Origin of the sequence: Rossellomorea vietnamensis (assembly GCF_001305855.1) — a bacterium.
GTDB classification, from domain to species: domain Bacteria; phylum Bacillota; class Bacilli; order Bacillales; family Bacillaceae_B; genus Rossellomorea; species Rossellomorea vietnamensis_A.
In genome coordinates this window covers 14,244-32,463 of record NZ_LIXZ01000027.1, presented here as the reverse complement: position 1 = coordinate 32,463, position 18,220 = coordinate 14,244, and the positions used below count along the sequence as shown (strand labels likewise).

The following is an 18,220-nucleotide window of genomic DNA, read 5'->3' as shown; positions in this document are numbered from 1 at the left end:
ATTTCAATTGTATATGGGAGGAAATAATGTTATTTCCACCCGAAAATCCTCCTTTTGAATAAACCCAAGTTTTCACGAAATTTATAATAAAGATCAATTATAAAGTATTCTACCCACATAAGTCTCTCGTTTTTTAAGAATTTTCTGATCTTTATTTTTAAATAGTCTGGAGTGAATTCACTATCTTCAGCTGACTGTAATATACTGTAATAATTTTTTTGCAATAAGAATTTTTTAATTTTATATAAATTTTTTCCGTTTCTACAAAGAAGAATTATATTCTCAATAATAGCTTCAGGTAATAAAATTTGAGTGTACAACTGTTCTATATTATGTTTCTCTGGGTGCCTTTCTCTTATATAATTCAAGGTTCTACTCCTTGCCTCGAAGGAGTCAAATCTTCTAAAATTGACCTTCCCAATCGCAGACTCTTCGTGAATATTGTAATTAAAAAATGGATTAGGAATTACTTTTACCTCTTTTGAGTTAATCAAACAATAATTAATAAACTCAACATCTTCCCCATATAAAGTATTTTCATTAAATGAAATTTTATTGTTTATTACTACAGCTCTTTTTACTACAAATGATCCCATTAAAATTTTCACTTTCCACAAACCATATTCTGGTACTAGACTAACCCCCTCAGTAGAATAGTATCTGTTTTCAATGTAATCTATACTGTACTTCCTTACGTAATTAAAACTTCCCAATATCATGTCATATTGATTATTTGTTGATATACATTTATTTATTATATCTATTGTATCCTGTTCTATATAATCATCACAGTCTAAGAAAAACAACCATGATCCCCTCGACATACTAATTCCAATATTTCTTGCAATGGATACTCCACTATTTTGTATATGTTTAACTGATATACTTTCGTCTTTTTTAGCAAACTCATCACAGATTTTTCCACTATTATCAGTAGAACCATCATTAATTAAAATTATTTCGATGTTTTCACTTGCTTTTTGACGAATTGAATTAATACATCTAGATAAATATCTTTCCCCATTAAATACTGGAATTATAAAACTTATTAATTGACTGATAATATCACCCCCGTGCGTGTATTCCCAGAATTTCTATTCATTAAATATATAATTCATGCATCTTATGCTGAACCCTTGAGTGAATGGAAGAATACTGAAGTGCATAGAATATACTCCTATATCTTTAGTATCACCTTGAGAAAAGTCTACTTCACCGTTCCTTCGAGTGACCCTCCTTAAATAATCTAATGCTTTTTCAGTACTTGCTGCACATTCATTTGAAATGACTTTAATATGAGATGCATTAGCCATAAACCATGCTAGGGTTGCCGTTGTTGAAGAATCTCCTCTAGTTTCATCTCTTGGAGCAGCCCAATTCCACCCCCCATTGGGCTGTTGGAATTTTATTGCATCTCGAGCAAATTTAATTACACTGGCCTCCAACGCTTTTTTATATTTATTATTATTAGGTAACTCACTCCATGAATCTATTAATCCAATCGCATACCAACCCATGCCTCTCCCCCAACCATATAGCCCTAGTGGAATTTTATTGTCTATATTGTAAGCATGAAAAGGTATACTACTTTGATCTAACATTCCATGTAGTTCAAATTCCTGAATTTGCTTCATAGCTAATTCTATGCACTCACTTTTTTTAAACTTGATGCCATAACATATTAAAAATGGACATATAAATCCAATGGTATCTACATACCTGTTTTTTTCCATCCCCCTTCTGTATTGCACTGTCCCATCTTCACCAATATGCTCTTTTATCATACTCCAAGTGTAATCTAAAGCGTTCTTAATATTATTTGAATCAATAAAATCTAACTTCATGATTGCGTATGCTAATATAGCAGCATCGACATTATTGGGCTTGTGTATCCATTGACCACTTTTATCTAATTTTGAAAAAAGGTATTCATTGATTTCTTGAATAACTTTTTTATCACCACTTTTTTTAAAGTACTCATTTAATCCTAATAATATCGCAGCTTCTTGCCAATGTTGAATTGCTCTATGTGAATAATTACGTTTTAGTATTTCAATAATTACCAGCCTGTTGTTATCAGTAACCTTAATCTTTGGAGTGTTATTTAACCACCTAATACCAATGCTAGTAATCATATCATTCCATCTTCTTTTATCGTTAATTCTCCCTATATAAATTCTCCCCAACCATTCTTTCAAGACAGGATAGAAATCAAAAAAAGCTATTAAACCTATTAATAAAAATATACATAAAAATACAATTATGGTTATTGGCATTAGAATATACCCCCTTTTCTATCCAGCTTCTATGAATTCATATAGTTTAAGAATTTCTGATTCAGTCCCAAGATCCGCTTGTGATAAATTGTGTATTAATCTACTTCTTAAACTTTCATCGTTACATAATCTTTTTATTCCTGCTACAATTGAAGGACCATTCATTCCTACAATTAATCCGTTCTCTTCGTGATTAATTTGATCTTTTGCAGTACTGAAATTAGTTACTATGATGGGTTTGTTTAAAATCTTAGCTTCGTCAATAGCAATCGATTTCCCTTCAAATCTTGAAGGCTGAACATAAATATCAGACTCTCTAATATAAGGATAAGGGTTATCTTTAATTCCTAACAAAATAAAACGCTCTTGGAGATTATGTTTTTCTATTAAGTTTTCTATTTTTCTTCTTTCATTACCATCCCCAATTACATACCATTTTATATCGTACCCTTCTTCTACTAAGGTTTTGCATGCATCTATTGCTAATTCAAATCCTTTTTGTTGAGTTAACCTTCCAACAGATACTATTTTAATGCCTCCTTGCATAATACCTGAATGTAAATAAGACATTTTTTTAATAATATTTGGAGAAATTATGTTATGCATGACCTCTATTTTATTGCTGTAAATTTCAAACTCTTTTCTTAAAACAGTGGCGCACTCTTGTGAAACAGTAATAATTTTATCTAACTTCTTAAAATATTTATTATCAATTGTTGAATCCATTCCAAGTTTATTGTAGTCATTGTGTATAAATCCTATTTTCCTTTTTGCGTCTACCTTATCAATACAAAAATAAATAGGGCTCTTTTCAAGATACCCTACTGCTGCTTCATACTTTTTATTGATCCTACTTAAAGATTTAGATATATATTTCCATACCTTTTGTTCGCATAAAACTCCATTTTTCTCTTTTTTAAATACATATCCTGCAAGTACTCTTAAAATAGCAACGTCAAATTTACCTTTCTTCAAAGAATCTATGATGGCTTGTTTAAACGACATGTCAAAGAACCTATATTCTTTAGGTTCTTCTAGTAAGCATACTCTGCTGGGTATTCTTTCAAGGAATATCCCTTCATGTTTAAATAAAAACAAGTCCACATCATACTCATTATAGTCTATTGATTCTAAAAGGGAGATAAGAGCTTTTTCTGCACCTCCACAGTTTAAGTTATTCATAATGAACAGGATGTTTTTTTTCATTTAGATCAATCCTCCAAGAGTTCATATAACTTAGAAATTTCTTCTTCAGTACCTAATTTTTCTTTTGACAAATTAAATATAAACTTATCTCTAAGTTGTTTATTGTTTAAAAGTCTCTCTACTCCCGAAAATAACCCTTGTTCACTTATATCCACCAATAATCCATTGACCTCATGTAGTATCTGATCTACAGCAGTTTCAAAATTAGTTGTAACTATTGGTTTATTTAATATCTTAGCTTCATCTAGCGCAATTGACTTGCCTTCATATCTAGACGGTTGTACATAAATATCTGAATTTTTAATAAAAGGATAGGGGTTTTCTTTATTGCCCATTAATTTGAAATTTTTAGTTAGACCTTTTGCTTTTATTAATTCTTCTAACTTTGACCTTTCTTTCCCTTCTCCCAACACCATCCATTGGACTTTATACCCGTTAATTATTAACTTTTCACAGGCACTTATTGCTAAATCTAAACCTTTTTCATAGCTTAATCTTGCCACCGTTATAATATTTATACTTTTGTTTTTCGTTTCATCTTCAATGTAAATCTTCTCATTTGAAAGTGTTTTAATAACATTTGGTGATACTATATTTTTTATAACTCTAATTTTCTTTTCGAGTTCTTTAAAGTTTTCTTCAATTGATTTGCGACACTCCTCAGATACAGTTACAATAGTATCTAATTTTTTAAAAAATGAGTAATCAAAATTGCTATCCATTCCTGAACTTGAATAATTAGTATGGATCCATCCAACTTTCTTCTTAGCTATTACTTTATCCACTACAAAATAAATTGACGACTTTTCAAGATATCCTATTGCAAGGTCATATTGTTTTTCTAAACCATTCAGAGATGAGCTCAAATTCCGCCATGAATATTGTTCAGAAATTGCTTTATTTTTTAATATTCTATTTTTAGTAGAAAACATTAATCTATTAAATGCCATATTCACCTTCCCTTTTAATATAAAAGAACATATTGACTTAATAAGGGATTGTGTAAATACATGATAATTATTTTGCATACCCAAAATTCTTACTGATTGCGGCACTAGTTTAAGAAACAATCCAGAATGATTAAAGAGAAATAAATCCACATTATATAAATCATAATCTATTTGTGCCAATAAATTGACAAGGCTTTTCTCTCCGCCACCGACTTCCAGACTAGGAATAACAAATAGAAGGTTCTTTTTCATAGCATACCTCATTTAAATATTCTACTGCTTTATTAGACATTATCTGAATATTCGGAATTGATTTAATTAGTTTTTCTTTAAGTTGAGTTTCTTCAATCATTAATTCATTAAATTTGTTTTGCAATACGTCACTATCGGATATTTCCCCAATACCTAATACTAATTTTTCTTCCCCGAAAATGTCCTTAGATATCCCTCTAGATTTCACGCTGTATCCTAACACCATTGTGGGAACGCAACTGGAGTATGCTGCAATAGTAGAATGTGTCCTTGCCCCAATAAAGAATCTCATTCTAGCAATATACCCTTTATACTGCATTGCATTTAAATCATTGGGTAAAATTATCACTCTATCTGTATGCTTGAAGTATTCATAGAAAGAAAGAAGTATTTCATAATCGTTATTTCCATTTTCTATCACATGGGGAGTAAGAGCAATTGTCATATCAGTATCTGTAATTATATATTCAATAAGGTTGATCAAGGCTTGCTTTGATTCTTTATTTCTTTTCCAAACAAGAGGACTATAATTTATTCCAATTGTATTCCCTTTTTTCCACCCCTTTGGTAAAGGTAATTCTTCTTTCTGCATTGTAAATGCTGAATCTGCACATAACTTCACACTAGTTAATCCTTTATTCTTTAATAGATTATATGTAAGGGTTTCACGTGCCAAAATAAGATCAAATAGTTTTAAGTCTTCAAGTTTTCTTTGAGATAAATCCTCTTCCCCAATAGAGCATCCCCATAAAACTAACTTCTTTCCTTGAGCTTTAATCCTCCTATCTATTTCATACCAACCTGGTTGTTCACCATAACAATAGTTATCCCCACCTATTGATAAACATACATCAGCCTTGTTAATATGTTTTATTATGTTTTTATGAATTTTCCCAAAAGCAAATGATTCGTCCTTTAATAATTTGACCTTAAGAGAAGAGAATATCCAACTATAAGAATATTTAATCAATGGAGTGTCTACTCCATTATAAATTCCGTCCAGACATGATATACATTCATCCGTTTCAGGTTTCCCAGAGACCAAAAATACTTTTGAGTCTTCAATATTTTCTTTTATTAATGATGTCGATGAACGTACAATTGCTTCACACCCTCTATTTTGACTTCCCCCATGAAATAACATTAATATATTCAAGTTTATTCCTCCTTTTTATTTTGTGTTTATTTCTAGCAAAATTTTACTCGCTATTTTGTATATTACGTTCCTAATTCTTTTTTATAATTTTTATCAATAGTAATATACAATTTATCTAATTCTTTATTATTTCTATAATCTTGCATTAGTAGATATTCTCTAAGACTATCTCTTTTAAATTTATCTTCATACATACTTAAAATACCTTTAGATATCCCCTCAACGCTTAAATCACATATTATACCTTCAATTCCGTTATTCAACTGACTCTTGGCGGTTGGAAAATTAGTTACAAGTATTGGTTTACCTAGAATTTTTGCTTCTGTAACGGTAACTGCCTTACCTTCATATCTGGATGGTTGGACATAAATATCTGCTTCAATTAAATAAGGATAGGGATTTATTTTTTTTCCTAATAAGAAAAAATTATTTTCAAGTTTATTCTTCTTTATTAGATTTTTAATTTTCTGTTCATCACCCCCATTACCTACAACATACCACGCTATATTCTTATGGCCTTGATCTATAAGCATTCTCAAAGCTTTGACTGCGTTATCAATCCCCTTTGCATGAGACAAACGAGCAATGGTAACTATTTTAAACCTGGGGTCTCTTATCATTGGGTTATCAACTTTTTCTCCTGCCAATGAGGTGATAACTTCTGGAGAATTAATATTTTCAATTACTAAAGTCTTTTCTTCTAAACATGGGTATTTTTTAACAAATGCTTCTTTACACTCATCTGATACAGCAATGATAAAGTTGAACTTATCCCACATTAACACATCAATTTCTTTATCTGTGTCTATCGTAGAATAATCGGTGTGGATCCAAGCTATCTTTTTTTTAGCTTTTACTTTCTCTGCAACAAAATAATGTGGCCATAAATAACTAATAGCTACATCATATTCTTTTTCTAGCTTTGGTAAGTAAGAAATTGAATACTTCCACATATACTGCATTTGTCTATATCCATTTTCAGATGCTCTATGCAAGCTTGCCCTATACTTAGCCATTAACCTAGACATTGCTAATCTTATTCTTCTGTTTTTAACCAATGCTAATATAGGTAACCTGAAACTCTTATACTCAGGGTTCTCAGGTAGAAGATTAGATTCTTTGGGAAGCTGATCTAAAAAATCGCCGGTATGACTATATAACATTAAATCAATTTTGTGACTTTTATAATCAAAATTATTTAACATGCTAACTAAACTTCTTTCAACTCCACCAACCTCCATATCAAAGGAGGCAATCAGTACATTTTTCATCAATTTCATCCACCTAATTAGTTAGACGTTAACTTTCTTAGTTTTTCAACGCTATCTCCGCCTATAATTTTAGAAATTAATTTCTTAACATTGTTTTTAATTTTAGCCCTAAACGGTAACCAGCTTTTATAAAAATGATGCATAGCATACGTATTTTCATTTTTCATAGATCTACAATTGATGTAATCGTAGGGAGAAAAAAAAGATTGAGGATAAAATGCCCCTATATCTTTAATTTCTTGATAGTTCCCGTCCCGTTTCAGTCCCATATCTTTTAAAATACTTGTTACGGTAGCTACATTAGTCAACTCATCAAAACTTCCGTCATCTCTAATAAATGTCCTTGATTCATATGAATCTAAAAACAATTTGATTAAAGGGTTCTCTTTTGTTGCTCCAATTGTGCTAGTTGCAACAAAGTTGCCTTGCTCGAACCCCCAGAAAGATTCATGGTGTAATAGATCGTCGAATGATTTAAAAACTTCTACATCTGTATCTAAATATATCCCCCCGTAATTGTACAGCGCATACACTCTTACATAATCACTGACAAATGCATATTTTCTAGAATCATAAGCTTGTTTTACATATGCATTTTGAGTAATGTTAAAATTACTTTCATTCCATTCAATTATTTCGTAATCATGCAAGTGCTTTTTCCAACTATCCAAACATCTTTTTACTATGTCCGGCTTTTCCTTTCCTCCAAACCAGCAATAGTGAATCGTATTAGGTATATTATTGCTCACCAGAGTATTCTCCTCCTCCCAACATATTATTTTTCCTCAACCTTATGATTCTGCCACTTTATAAATTCAATCACCGCTTTATATTGTTGTAATTGCTCTTTCTCAATTCCTGAATCCTTCAATTCATTTATAAAGTCCAGCCATTCGCTCTCAAGGAGTTCCCTGTTTTCTTCAGGTGAATTAAATTGAAGAATGGTTGTTAAATCCACGTCTAATACAGTCGAGATTTTCTCTATTACTTGAATAGAGGGATTCTTATTTAAGTTCCTCTCTAAATTACTCAGATAGGATTTAGAGACATTTGCCCGATCTGCAAGTTCGGATAAAGTGAGTCCTCTGCGTTTTCGAATCGTACTTATATTTGAACCTATCATTCATCTTTACCTCATATTTTTTGACATCATATTATATCCTGCCTTGCGTACACACCTTCAATCGTATTCATTAAACACTCAATAATTCTCATTTGTTCTTCTTCCGTCATGCTTGATCCTGATGGAAGACAAACACCTCTTGAAAACAATTGCTGAGCGACATCTTCATCTTCACTATGGGAGAAGTAAGTTGCCTCCTTAAATAACGGCTGCATATGGAGAGGTTTCCATACTGGACGTGCTTCAATATTTTCTTTTTCCATTGCTTCAATTAACTGAGATGATGTTATTCCTGTTTCTATCTCATCAATGGTAAAGGTAGTAAGCCACCTGTTTGTAATACTATTATCTAATTCCGGCATGAATGAGATACCCGGGATATGAGATAGAGATTGCTGGTAACGATCAAAAATGAGCCTTCTGGCTTTTACCCTTTCATCGATTACCTCCAATTGGGCTCTCCCAACACCGGCTAAGATATTACTCAGTCTGTAATTGTGACCCACCTGGCTATGCTGATAATATGGGGCCGGGTCTCTTGCCTGGGTGGCCAGGAAACGTGCTTTCTGCAAAGACTCAACATCGTTGGAAACCAGCATGCCCCCGCCGGATGTTGTGATAATTTTATTTCCGTTAAATGAGTAGACTCCAAAATGCCCAAATGTCCCGCTAGGTTTTCCCTTATAAGTGGAGCCCAGTGACTCGGCTGCATCTTCTACAACTGGAACCTGATAGTGTTCACAGAGAGTAAGAAGTTCATCCATTTTCGCATTTTGACCATATAAATTCACAATGATGACCGCTTTTGGAAGCTTTCCTTGAAGAGCAGCGTCTTGTAATGCCCGTTGAAGCGCCTGGGGAGACATATTCCATGAATCGTAGTCCGAGTCTATAAAAACCGGCTCTGCCCCTTGATATAGAATGGGATTCGCACTCGCCACAAATGTCAGTGTTGAACAGAAAACGGTATCCCCCTGGGTGACTCCCAATAAAGAAAGAGCCAAGTGGATCGCGGATGTTCCCGAATTAACGGCCACCGCTTCACTGGCTCCTACATAAGAGGCTAACTCTTTTTCAAATGCGTCCACATTCGGACCTAATGGGGCAATCCAATTGGTCCTGAAGGCTTCCTTAATATATTCTTGTTCCCTTCCACTCATATGCGGAGGGGAAAGGTAGATTCTCGGCTTCTTCATCTAACAACCACCTTTTCTCTACATGATATCTTTCACTACTCCAAGGCCCCTATCGATGATCCTGGCTGGTGTCCCCACTGCCTTACTATGAGCAGGAACAGATCGAATGACTGTCGCCCCGGCTCCAATGATCGACCATTCCCCGACTTTCACACCAGGAATGATTGTAACAGCAGCTCCTATATGTACACCTTCGTCGATTGTTACGTTTCCTGTTAATGTGGCTTGAGGGGAAATATGTGAGTAATCCCATACTGAGTTATCATGTTCAATGACAGCTCCGGTGTTGATGATACAGTGATCATGGATATGGGCATCTGCATTGATCACAGCTTTTGGCATAACAACTGTTCCATTACCAACTGTTGCCGAATTACTTACTACTGCAGTAGGATCAATGACGGTTAAATACCGCTCACCAGGAAGCTTTAACTTCCTTACAACATGCTTTCTCACCATATTACTGCCAATCGCTACGACGACTTTCATCTCTTTTTCCAGTATTCTATGAATCGATGTCAATGGAGCATAAACAATCCCGTCAACGATCTCCTCACTTTGGTATTTGTCATCTACTATGGCATGAACCTTGTATTCGCCCTGTCTGGCAACCATCTCTTGAACGACTTTACTATGCCCACCATTTCCGATCATCATGACCTTCAAATCAGACCACTTCTTTCGATCCTCTGAACTTTTCCATCGTCACATGACCTTGTTGAGTGATTCCCTCTTTTTTGATTACTTTGATGAGTGTTTTGGCAAGAATTTTCATATCGAGAAGGAAACTTTGATTTTTCACGTACCAAACATCCAACAAGAATTTTTCTTCCCATGAGATTGCATTCCTCCCGTTTACCTGAGCCCATCCTGTTATTCCGGGCTTCGCGTGATGCCGAATGTATTGTTCTTTAGAATAAAGTGGCAGATACTCCATTAACAATGGCCTTGGGCCTACTAAACTCATATCACCTTTCAGTACATTAATTAGCTGGGGGAATTCATCAAGACTATATTTTCTAAGAAACCTTCCAAGCGGAGTCAATCTCAGTTCATCAGCTATACCCTCTCCATTTAACATGGTTCTGAATTTATTTAGTATGAATGGTTTTCCGTATAGCCCTGGCCGTTGCTGACAAAACAATAGAGGTGAGCCCATATTAATCTTGATCCCTATAAGGATCGGAACCATTAATGGAATCAAGACCAGTAGCAGAATCAAAGAAACACTAATATCAATCATTCGTTTGATCATTTGAAATCACTTCCTTGATATCAGTTATCTATCTTATTTGAAGTACAAAGGGTGATGATGCTTTCTTTTATTTCATCTAAAAAGTCCCTGGTATTCACTTCTTCTGATTGAATACCTTTTTGATACACTGTTTTTAATAGTTCCTGAAGATCTTCTACTGTTAGATTTTCAGTTATATTCATGGTTCTTCTCCTTAATTTGAACATTAAAAAAGCAGCTGCTTATGAATAGCACCTGTGCCTAGTTCTTCACTAACATTTGGGTTTGTTTGTCGTATCCGAGTGGATTAATCTCTTGCCATCGCCATGCATCCTTACACATCTCGTCTATCCCTTTAGCCGCTTCCCAGTTTAGTTTTTCTTTCGCTTTTAATGTATCAGCATAACAAATGGCTACATCTCCCGGCCGTTTTTCCACAACGGTATATGGAATGGATTTCCCTGCGGCTTTTTCGTATGCAGATATAACTTCAAGAACACTGTACCCTTTACCGGTACCTAAATTATAGGCATCGATTCCGCTAGTAGTAAGAAGTCTTTCCAGGGCTTTGACATGACCAAGGGCCAAGTCTACAACATGAATATAATCTCTTACCCCGGTGCCGTCTACTGTTGGATAATCGTCTCCGAACACTTGGAGTTTTTCCAGCTTACCAATCGCTACTTGAGAAATAAATGGCATGAGATTGTTCGGAGTTCCATTTGGATCTTCCCCAATCCGTCCACTCTCATGAGCTCCAACAGGATTAAAATAGCGAAGCAGGGCAATACTCCAATGATGATCTGAGTCATAAAGGTCCTGCAATAGCTCTTCGGTCATCTGCTTCGTACGACCGTATGGGTTTGTAGCTTTTAAAGGGGTTCCCTCGGTAATCGGTACCGTATCGGTCGCACCATATACAGTGGCTGATGAACTGAAAACTAGCTTATTTACATTGTACTTTTTCATTACTTCACAGAGGGTGATGGTGCTATTCATGTTATTTTCATAATATTTCAGTGGAAAATGAACCGATTCCCCAACCGCCTTGGAGCCTGCAAAGTGAATAACAGCCTCAATCTGGTTATCTGTAAATACCTTTTCAAGTCCTTCCCGGTTTTGCAAATCCAAGCAATAAGTTCTAAAATATTTTCTCGTTATCTCTGAAACCCTCTTGAGTGCTTCAGGTTTGCTGTTTGAAAAATTGTCCACTACGATAATGTCATAGCCTGCATTCAATAGTTCAATGCATGTGTGGCTGCCGATATAACCAGCTCCACCAGTAATCAATATAGCCATATTGATCCTCCATTCTATTTACCAACTTAAATAGTCACTTTCATAAAGAATGTTTAAACTTATAACATTTTCATAAAAGTAATACAGAAAATAACAACTGACTATCCCAAGATAAATAATTTTTCGATCCTTCTTTTTAAATACTTTAATAATCCAGGATATCAGGATTAATTGATATAAACTAAAGTAAATGGAAAACCGGGCAAAGATCCAATTTTGAGTAGAAATCAGCATAAACACTAGTCCGAGCAGTGCCATATTGACAATCACATCACTATCGGGAAAGATTTCTCTTAACTTATCCCTACCAAGATAAGCAATAATAATAGGTACCAACTCCACGGCTACTCTGAGGATATTTGCCCCTCCTTCAGCAAAGTCTTTGTAGTGTCCGTATTGAGTATCTTCTATAGCTGTAAACAAAATAGAAGAAAACTGATCAAATCCGACTACAATAATTAAAGCAAGAATGATAAGCACTGAAGTTGATTTTGACCATGCCTTCGACCGAACTAAGAAATATATTGGAAATAAAATAAGAGCACTTTGATGAAAGAATGAAGCAATAATGACAATGAGAAAATATTTAGGCCAGTTACCATCAATTAAATACTTTGTTGCAGTAAATATTATGGAGGCTGCTAGAAGTTGTCTAATACCATTCATTGAGACTAGATATAATCCACCTGTAATATATACATATAGGCTCATTTCAAGCATTCTAGAGTATTTATAAAGCACGCTTACAATAAGTAAATTAGTTATTAAGGCTGTAGTGAAAATGAGAATTTGTGGATCCATTGAAATATAATTTTTTAACATCATTTGCAGAATACCAAATCCAATATCATGTTGGCTTATTACTGAATCCCATGTGAATTGGCTGATATTATAAGAATGCATGTAGAAGTAAGTATCTCCTATATTTGATCTTAACCCTGATACAAGCACTATTGAAAGTAAAGACCCGAAGACCAAAAGTTTATGTGGCTTAATACTTACTGGAAATGTTGTTGCTCCATTTACAGCAGTTGAATACCTTCCAAAAAAAGCAAAAATAAAAACTAAAAATAGATTTATCCATAATACTGTCATAAATAAAACCCTTTCAAATTTTGGCTAACTTGCTACGATTTTTCCTTTTCTAGAAATATATATATATAATAAAAATCCAAAAGGAAGAGCTAGTAGAGTTAACGGTTTATTAGAAGAATCATTAATAAAGTTTTTATTTTGACATAAAAAACTACTGGAAACATAATGAATGGCTTGCCGATATTTATACTTCATATTGGCAAAGGGTAGTTTCATCAATTCTTTTCGAAAGAAAGCAAACCCTTTTGGGTTCTTTTTATACTGATTTAGCATATTTAGAGATGATCCGTCAGGAAGGTACTCTACATAGCATAAAACTTCATTTAAAAGTAACATTTCATACTTTTTATCTAACATGAAATATTTATAAGTAAGGCCTACATAATTTTCTCCTTTAAAAACGGGATAAGGGTATTTCTTTGTCAATTCACTTCGGTAAACAAGTTTTTTATCCCCCTTAACCCCATGTTTCTGATAGAGATTAAACAATGTAGATTTTTTTATTAACCCTGGTAACTTTGTTCCTACCACGCGACCATCGCTAAAAGCATCTAAGGCTACAAAACCACTGACTTCACTACTACCATTTTCACTCCAAAAATTAAGGATTTTTTCTACCGCATTATTTGGCATATAGTCATCAGAGTCTATACAGACATTTAACTCAGTATTAATTAACTTATATGCCGTATTATGGGCTCCATGCATACCTTGGTTTTCTTGATAAGAATAAACAATTTTAAAACTACTCTCCTTTTTCCAGATATCCACCAAATCTTTTGTATTATCAGTGGAGCCATCATCTATGATGAGCCAAATAAAGTCATCATTCGTTTGTCGCCTAAGGCTTTCATAGCATTTGTGTAATGTATATGCTCTATTATATGTTGGAGTGAAAATAGTAAGGATACACAAATAGAACACCTCCTAGTTAATTATTATTGGTAATGAGAAACGTATAGCTTACTTAACCAACTAATATTTGTAGAGACATCATATCCTTTATTAATGAGCTTTTTTGTATCTAAATTCCGGTTATATATTTGTGTATTTCTTAAAACTTTTTGTGCCCAGTACTCTGCAGGTTTTTTCAAGTCCAAAAACTCTACAGTTTCTGTAACATCCGCCTCCTTTGGAGTACCTGTAGATGTAATACATTTCAAACCAGCAGCCTGCGCTTCAATCAGAACTACTCCTAGCCCCTCATAGAAGGATGGAAATAAGAATACATCCATCGCTTGCATTAGCTCTGGTATATCCGATCTTAGTCCTAGAAAATGAACTGACTCACAAAGATTCAGTCTTTTAACTTTTTGTTTAATTTCCCTTTCCAAGTTACCTACTCCTACTAACATCAAAACAGCTTTATTATTTCTTTTGTATACCTCACTAAATATATCAATTAAAAAGGAATGGTTCTTTTGGCTATTAAACCTTCCGACATGACCTATTACAAATTTATCTTCAATTTTAAATGCTTCTCTTACTTTTTTCCTAACTGGTGGGTTAAAACTAAATTCCTTGCAATTAATTGCGTTTTTAAACACTTTAATTTGTCTATCGCTAGTCTTTTTTGAACCAAATAACCAGTCCCCTGCTTCTATAGAACAAGCAAAGAAATGGTTTGTATTTTCATTTAGGTTCATTTTTGCATATAACCTAAAAGGTAATTTAAAATCTAGCGGCAGCCCCGCCAAATGACTATGAGCAATCCTACCAGAAATATTTGCTTGTTTTGCGTACTTTAAGACAAATGCACTGTTTTCATTTATATGTGCGTGTACGACTTTATAATTCTTATTAGTATAAAAAAAAGCTTCTAACTCCTTGAAGTATTTTCTATAATTCCCAGGTCTAATAGGAGGCATTTTAAATATTTTTCCTCCCATTCTAATTATTTCATTGTCATAATCTCCTTCTTCCTCTCGATGAACCATAAAATCAAATTGAACCTTTGTACGATCCATTTGTCTATAATAATTCATAAGCATTGTTTCTAGCCCACCACGATTCATAATCGTAACTACTTGAAGAACACGTATTGGCTCCAATTGCCTTCCCTCCCTATCTGACAGTTTTCCTTAAAACATCGATACTGATTAACATAAAATAAAAAGCTGAAGCAAATCTTAGTTTTGCACACAAATAAAAAGCCCTCCAAACAATCGGAAAATGAGATAAATCAAATTGTTGGAACGAACGCTTAATCCTATAATCTTCTAACAATAATTTTATGTTCTTTATTTTCTTATGAGGGGTAAATTTCTTTCCTTCACTGAGAGAATTGAGTCCAAGTCCCAATAGATTAAGGCAGATACGATTATTAAGGGCTATATAATACTCTTCACCCATTTTCTTGTTTTCTAAGAAGGTTTCAATTATTTTATATAAATGAAACCATTGATCAACCAATTCAGGTTTATACCCTGAAGTAACAGAGGTAGTGTTTGCTCGCCAGTAGTGATATAAAGGGGAATTAAGAAAAGTAAAGGAATTTGAATGGTAGATTGCTTGAATGTTAAATAAGGAATCCTCATTCGTACCTATTTGCTTAAGATCTTCGAATTGAAGATGATTCGATTTAATAACTTCAGCTCGATATAGTTTTGACCAGACAGTTCCCCAAGCATCAAGTAATTCAGGATTTCCTATTTCTTTATTCAAGGGACCGACGATTCTTCTCAAGACGTTTTTCTTCACTTCTTCATTTATATAAGTGACTTTATGAGGTGAATTAAATACTTTTTCTCTTGAATGAGTTCCAAATTCACGCATATAAGAACACATCACTGTATCTGATTGACTACTCACTGCTGTACGGTACAAGGTTTCGTACATCTCATAGTCAACCCAATCATCAGGATCAACGAATCCTATGTATTCACCGGTCGCAGCATGAATCCCTGCATTTCGAGCAGATGAAACTCCGCCATTTTTCTTATTGATTACTTTTATTCGCCTATCTTTACTAGCATACTCATTTAGGATCTTCATAGTGGCATCTGTAGAACCGTCATTGACTGCTATTATCTCAATATCTATTAAGCTTTGAGACACAAGGCTGTTTAAACAGCGGGTTAAGTAACTTTCCATATTATAAATAGGCACGATAATACTTACTTTGGGCTTCATTACCATCCTCCACCATAAATCTTAAATAAATCTCACTAAGCTCTTTAGTAATTTGGTCAAGAGAGAAATCTTTTACCATTGTTCTACTTTCCCTTTTTAGCTGCTGATAAATTTCTCTAGAACGCGAAATTTCTTTTAATCTATTGGAAAATAGCATGTAATCATTTGAACTTACTAAATAACCATTTCTATTCTCCTCTATCAATTCCCTGTGCCCTCGATTCCCACTAGCCACCACCGGCAACCCACAAGCCATCGCTTCCAGAATATTAACCGGCAGTCCTTCACGAAGACTTGAAGCGACCGCTACATCACACATGGGAAGAAGTTCGGGTATATCCTTCCGAAAACCCAGGAAATTGACCATGTGTTCAACTTCTAACGTTTTTGCCAGTTCCTTGCATGTATTCTGTAAGTTTCCTTCCCCTGCAAGCAACAGCTTTGCGTTTGGAACCTCTTCTTTAATGGAGGCTAACGCTTTAATCAGCATTTGTTGGTTTTTATTTTCGTTGAATTCAGCAGCATAAAATAATAAGAAGTCATCTGGTTGATATCCAAATGACTTCTTTCTTTCTGCTTTATCCTTTTCAGAAATAGGTTGGAAGGTTTCTGTGTTCACTCCCACTCCATGAACATGTTCAATGGAGGGAATATTGAATCGTTGTTTGGCCAGGGTATAGTCTTCTTCGTTAATCGTAATAAGACAGTCTGTATACCGTGACAGCATTTTTTCAATTGGATAATAAAGCATCCAGTTTTGAATGGGCGCACCTTCACAAAAATGAAAACCATGTGCTGTGTAGATAACCTTTGTACCATTTTTTCTTACCCCTCGAGCTGCCAATCGTGCCAGCACCCCTCCCATAGGTGTGTGGCAATGAATCAGCCTATACTGATGTTGATCTATGATATCTTTTAATTCTTGGTAGGCCTTTATGTTAGTCAGAGCAAACGGTGATCTTTGGATTGGAATCGTAAACTTCTTATCCACATAAGGAAGCTCGATTCCCCCACTTGCTGCAACATGAACGTCCCATCCTTGTTCCTTGAACCATTTCATATAAGGTAAATGGAAAGCTTTAAAGTGGTAGTCAACGGTTGCGCAAAACAGTATTGAATGAACCATTCCCTTCACCTCATTCCACTTTCTTAGCTACTTCCCTGTCAATGACATTTGATAGGTAATCCAGCAACCCGGCTTTCAAATCGTCCCGCTGTAAAGCGAATTCAATCGTCGTTTGGATAAAGCCCATTTTCTCCCCCACATCATAACGGGTCCCTTCAAAGTCATAGGCGTATACCGCTTCGTGATTATTCAGTTCGGCAATGGCGTCCGTCAGCTGGATCTCTCCTCCTGCTCCCGGTGGCTGATTTTCAAGCACATCGAAGATTCGCGGACTAAGGATATATCGACCCATGATCGCCAGATTCGAAGGTGCTTCTTCTCTAGCCGGTTTTTCTACAAGCCCGTTCACTCCATAGAACCGGTCACCGATTTGATTAGAGTCAACAATCCCGTAACGGGATACTTCTTCTTTATTTACTGTTTGAATTCCCAGAATAGACGATTGATATCGGTTGTATTGATTGATCATTTGTTTGAGGCATGGGGTTTCAGCTCTGACGATGTCATCACCAAGTAAGACGGCGAACGGTTCGTCTCCCACAAATTTGCGGGCGCACCAGATGGCATGCCCTAATCCTTTTGGTTCCTTTTGACGGATATAGTGGATGTCTACAAGTTTCGAAGACTTTTGAACTTCAGATAATAGTTCAAATTTGCCTTTATCGAGGAGATTTTGTTCCAGTTCGAATGAATGATCGAAATGATCCTCAATGGCTCTTTTTCCCTTTCCCGTGACGATGATGATATCTTCAATCCCCGACTCAATGGCTTCTTCGATTATGTATTGAATCGTTGGTTTATCGACAATCGGCAGCATTTCCTTTGGCATGGCCTTTGTAGCTGGAAGAAACCTTGTTCCAAGTCCAGCAGCGGGGATGATTGCTTTTCTAACCTTCATTGATTC

Annotated in this window: 19 protein-coding genes; all 19 read right to left on the bottom strand. The window is 34.8% G+C overall.

Translation table 11 applies throughout. From position 1 onward, the window contains the following. Positions 1 to 29: 29 nt before the first annotated feature. A complete protein-coding gene (locus tag AM506_RS20500; RefSeq protein ID WP_268788417.1) occupies positions 30 to 1,037 on the bottom strand; it encodes a glycosyltransferase family 2 protein in 1,008 nt (335 codons plus the stop codon). A gap of 57 nt (positions 1,038 to 1,094) precedes the next feature. Beyond that, positions 1,095 to 2,276 (bottom strand): glycoside hydrolase family 88 protein, encoded by a 1,182-nt coding sequence (locus tag AM506_RS20495; protein WP_060674803.1) that lies wholly within the window; start codon positions 2,274 to 2,276, stop codon positions 1,095 to 1,097. A gap of 18 nt (positions 2,277 to 2,294) precedes the next feature. After that, on the bottom strand, positions 2,295 to 3,482 hold the full coding sequence (locus tag AM506_RS20490; protein ID WP_060674801.1) for a glycosyltransferase: 1,188 nt from the start codon (positions 3,480 to 3,482) through the stop codon (positions 2,295 to 2,297). A gap of 5 nt (positions 3,483 to 3,487) precedes the next feature. Beyond that, positions 3,488 to 4,684 carry a glycosyltransferase gene (locus AM506_RS20485; protein ID WP_060674799.1) on the bottom strand — a complete coding sequence of 399 codons (1,197 nt, stop codon included), beginning with the start codon at positions 4,682 to 4,684 and terminating at the stop codon, positions 3,488 to 3,490. Next, positions 4,653 to 5,840 carry a polysaccharide pyruvyl transferase family protein gene (locus AM506_RS20480; RefSeq protein WP_060674797.1) on the bottom strand — a complete coding sequence of 396 codons (1,188 nt, stop codon included), beginning with the start codon at positions 5,838 to 5,840 and terminating at the stop codon, positions 4,653 to 4,655. Before AM506_RS20480 ends, AM506_RS20485 begins: the two co-directional genes overlap by 32 nt. A 62-nt stretch (positions 5,841 to 5,902) precedes the next feature. After that, positions 5,903 to 7,111 (bottom strand): glycosyltransferase, encoded by a 1,209-nt coding sequence (locus tag AM506_RS20475; protein ID WP_060674795.1) that lies wholly within the window; start codon positions 7,109 to 7,111, stop codon positions 5,903 to 5,905. 17 nt (positions 7,112 to 7,128) lie between these two features. After that, positions 7,129 to 7,863, bottom strand: a complete 735-nt coding sequence (locus AM506_RS20470) for a glycosyltransferase family 32 protein (protein WP_060674793.1) — start codon at positions 7,861 to 7,863, stop codon at positions 7,129 to 7,131. A gap of 23 nt (positions 7,864 to 7,886) precedes the next feature. Beyond that, on the bottom strand, positions 7,887 to 8,234 hold the full coding sequence (locus tag AM506_RS20465; protein ID WP_060674791.1) for a helix-turn-helix domain-containing protein: 348 nt from the start codon (positions 8,232 to 8,234) through the stop codon (positions 7,887 to 7,889). A 26-nt stretch (positions 8,235 to 8,260) separates the two neighbouring features. Beyond that, complete coding sequence (locus AM506_RS20460) at positions 8,261 to 9,430, bottom strand: aminotransferase class I/II-fold pyridoxal phosphate-dependent enzyme (protein ID WP_060674788.1); 1,170 nt, start codon at positions 9,428 to 9,430, stop codon at positions 8,261 to 8,263. A gap of 18 nt (positions 9,431 to 9,448) precedes the next feature. Then, positions 9,449 to 10,087 (bottom strand): acetyltransferase, encoded by a 639-nt coding sequence (locus tag AM506_RS20455; protein ID WP_060674810.1) that lies wholly within the window; start codon positions 10,085 to 10,087, stop codon positions 9,449 to 9,451. Positions 10,088 to 10,097: 10 nt separating this feature from the next. Further along, positions 10,098 to 10,682: a sugar transferase gene (locus tag AM506_RS20450; protein WP_060674809.1), complete on the bottom strand. Its 585-nt coding sequence runs from the start codon at positions 10,680 to 10,682 to the stop codon at positions 10,098 to 10,100. Between the two features lie 23 nt (positions 10,683 to 10,705). Beyond that, on the bottom strand, positions 10,706 to 10,867 hold the full coding sequence (locus tag AM506_RS22865) for a hypothetical protein (RefSeq protein WP_160316903.1): 162 nt from the start codon (positions 10,865 to 10,867) through the stop codon (positions 10,706 to 10,708). Between the two features lie 58 nt (positions 10,868 to 10,925). Next, on the bottom strand, positions 10,926 to 11,963 hold the full coding sequence (gene galE, locus AM506_RS20445; RefSeq protein WP_060674786.1) for a UDP-glucose 4-epimerase GalE: 1,038 nt from the start codon (positions 11,961 to 11,963) through the stop codon (positions 10,926 to 10,928). Between the two features lie 18 nt (positions 11,964 to 11,981). Then, positions 11,982 to 13,058, bottom strand: coding sequence for an EpsG family protein (locus AM506_RS20440; protein ID WP_060674784.1), 1,077 nt, complete (start codon positions 13,056 to 13,058; stop codon positions 11,982 to 11,984). 24 nt (positions 13,059 to 13,082) lie between these two features. Continuing rightward, entirely contained in the window at positions 13,083 to 13,973 is an 891-nt protein-coding gene (locus AM506_RS20435; protein ID WP_060674782.1) for a glycosyltransferase family 2 protein, read from the bottom strand. 23 nt (positions 13,974 to 13,996) lie between these two features. Beyond that, complete coding sequence (locus tag AM506_RS20430) at positions 13,997 to 15,109, bottom strand: glycosyltransferase family 1 protein (protein ID WP_060674780.1); 1,113 nt, start codon at positions 15,107 to 15,109, stop codon at positions 13,997 to 13,999. A gap of 13 nt (positions 15,110 to 15,122) precedes the next feature. After that, positions 15,123 to 16,190, bottom strand: a complete 1,068-nt coding sequence (locus AM506_RS20425) for a glycosyltransferase family 2 protein (protein ID WP_060674778.1) — start codon at positions 16,188 to 16,190, stop codon at positions 15,123 to 15,125. Continuing rightward, entirely contained in the window at positions 16,153 to 17,316 is a 1,164-nt protein-coding gene (locus AM506_RS20420) for a glycosyltransferase family 4 protein (RefSeq protein WP_060674776.1), read from the bottom strand. Before AM506_RS20420 ends, AM506_RS20425 begins: the two co-directional genes overlap by 38 nt. A 10-nt stretch (positions 17,317 to 17,326) precedes the next feature. Then, positions 17,327 to 18,214 carry a UTP--glucose-1-phosphate uridylyltransferase GalU gene (gene galU / locus AM506_RS20415; RefSeq protein ID WP_060674774.1) on the bottom strand — a complete coding sequence of 296 codons (888 nt, stop codon included), beginning with the start codon at positions 18,212 to 18,214 and terminating at the stop codon, positions 17,327 to 17,329. Positions 18,215 to 18,220: the final 6 nt, after the last annotated feature.

Bases quoted from the DNA above. Each gene is read 5' to 3' on its own strand.
- AM506_RS20475 (WP_060674795.1), bottom strand. From the start codon at position 7,111: ATGAAAAATGTACTGATTGCCTCCTTTGATATGGAGGTTGGTGGAGTT.
- galU (WP_060674774.1), bottom strand. From the start codon at position 18,214: ATGAAGGTTAGAAAAGCAATCATCCCCGCTGCTGGACTTGGAACAAGG.
- AM506_RS20495 (WP_060674803.1), bottom strand. From the start codon at position 2,276: ATGCCAATAACCATAATTGTATTTTTATGTATATTTTTATTAATAGGT.
- AM506_RS22865 (WP_160316903.1), bottom strand. From the start codon at position 10,867: ATGAATATAACTGAAAATCTAACAGTAGAAGATCTTCAGGAACTATTA.
- AM506_RS20485 (WP_060674799.1), bottom strand. From the start codon at position 4,684: ATGAAAAAGAACCTTCTATTTGTTATTCCTAGTCTGGAAGTCGGTGGC.
- AM506_RS20460 (WP_060674788.1), bottom strand. From the start codon at position 9,430: ATGAAGAAGCCGAGAATCTACCTTTCCCCTCCGCATATGAGTGGAAGG.
- AM506_RS20420 (WP_060674776.1), bottom strand. From the start codon at position 17,316: ATGGTTCATTCAATACTGTTTTGCGCAACCGTTGACTACCACTTTAAA.
- AM506_RS20465 (WP_060674791.1), bottom strand. From the start codon at position 8,234: ATGATAGGTTCAAATATAAGTACGATTCGAAAACGCAGAGGACTCACT.
- galE (WP_060674786.1), bottom strand. From the start codon at position 11,963: ATGGCTATATTGATTACTGGTGGAGCTGGTTATATCGGCAGCCACACA.
- AM506_RS20425 (WP_060674778.1), bottom strand. From the start codon at position 16,190: ATGAAGCCCAAAGTAAGTATTATCGTGCCTATTTATAATATGGAAAGT.
- AM506_RS20490 (WP_060674801.1), bottom strand. From the start codon at position 3,482: ATGAAAAAAAACATCCTGTTCATTATGAATAACTTAAACTGTGGAGGT.
- AM506_RS20455 (WP_060674810.1), bottom strand. From the start codon at position 10,087: ATGATGATCGGAAATGGTGGGCATAGTAAAGTCGTTCAAGAGATGGTT.
- AM506_RS20440 (WP_060674784.1), bottom strand. From the start codon at position 13,058: ATGACAGTATTATGGATAAATCTATTTTTAGTTTTTATTTTTGCTTTT.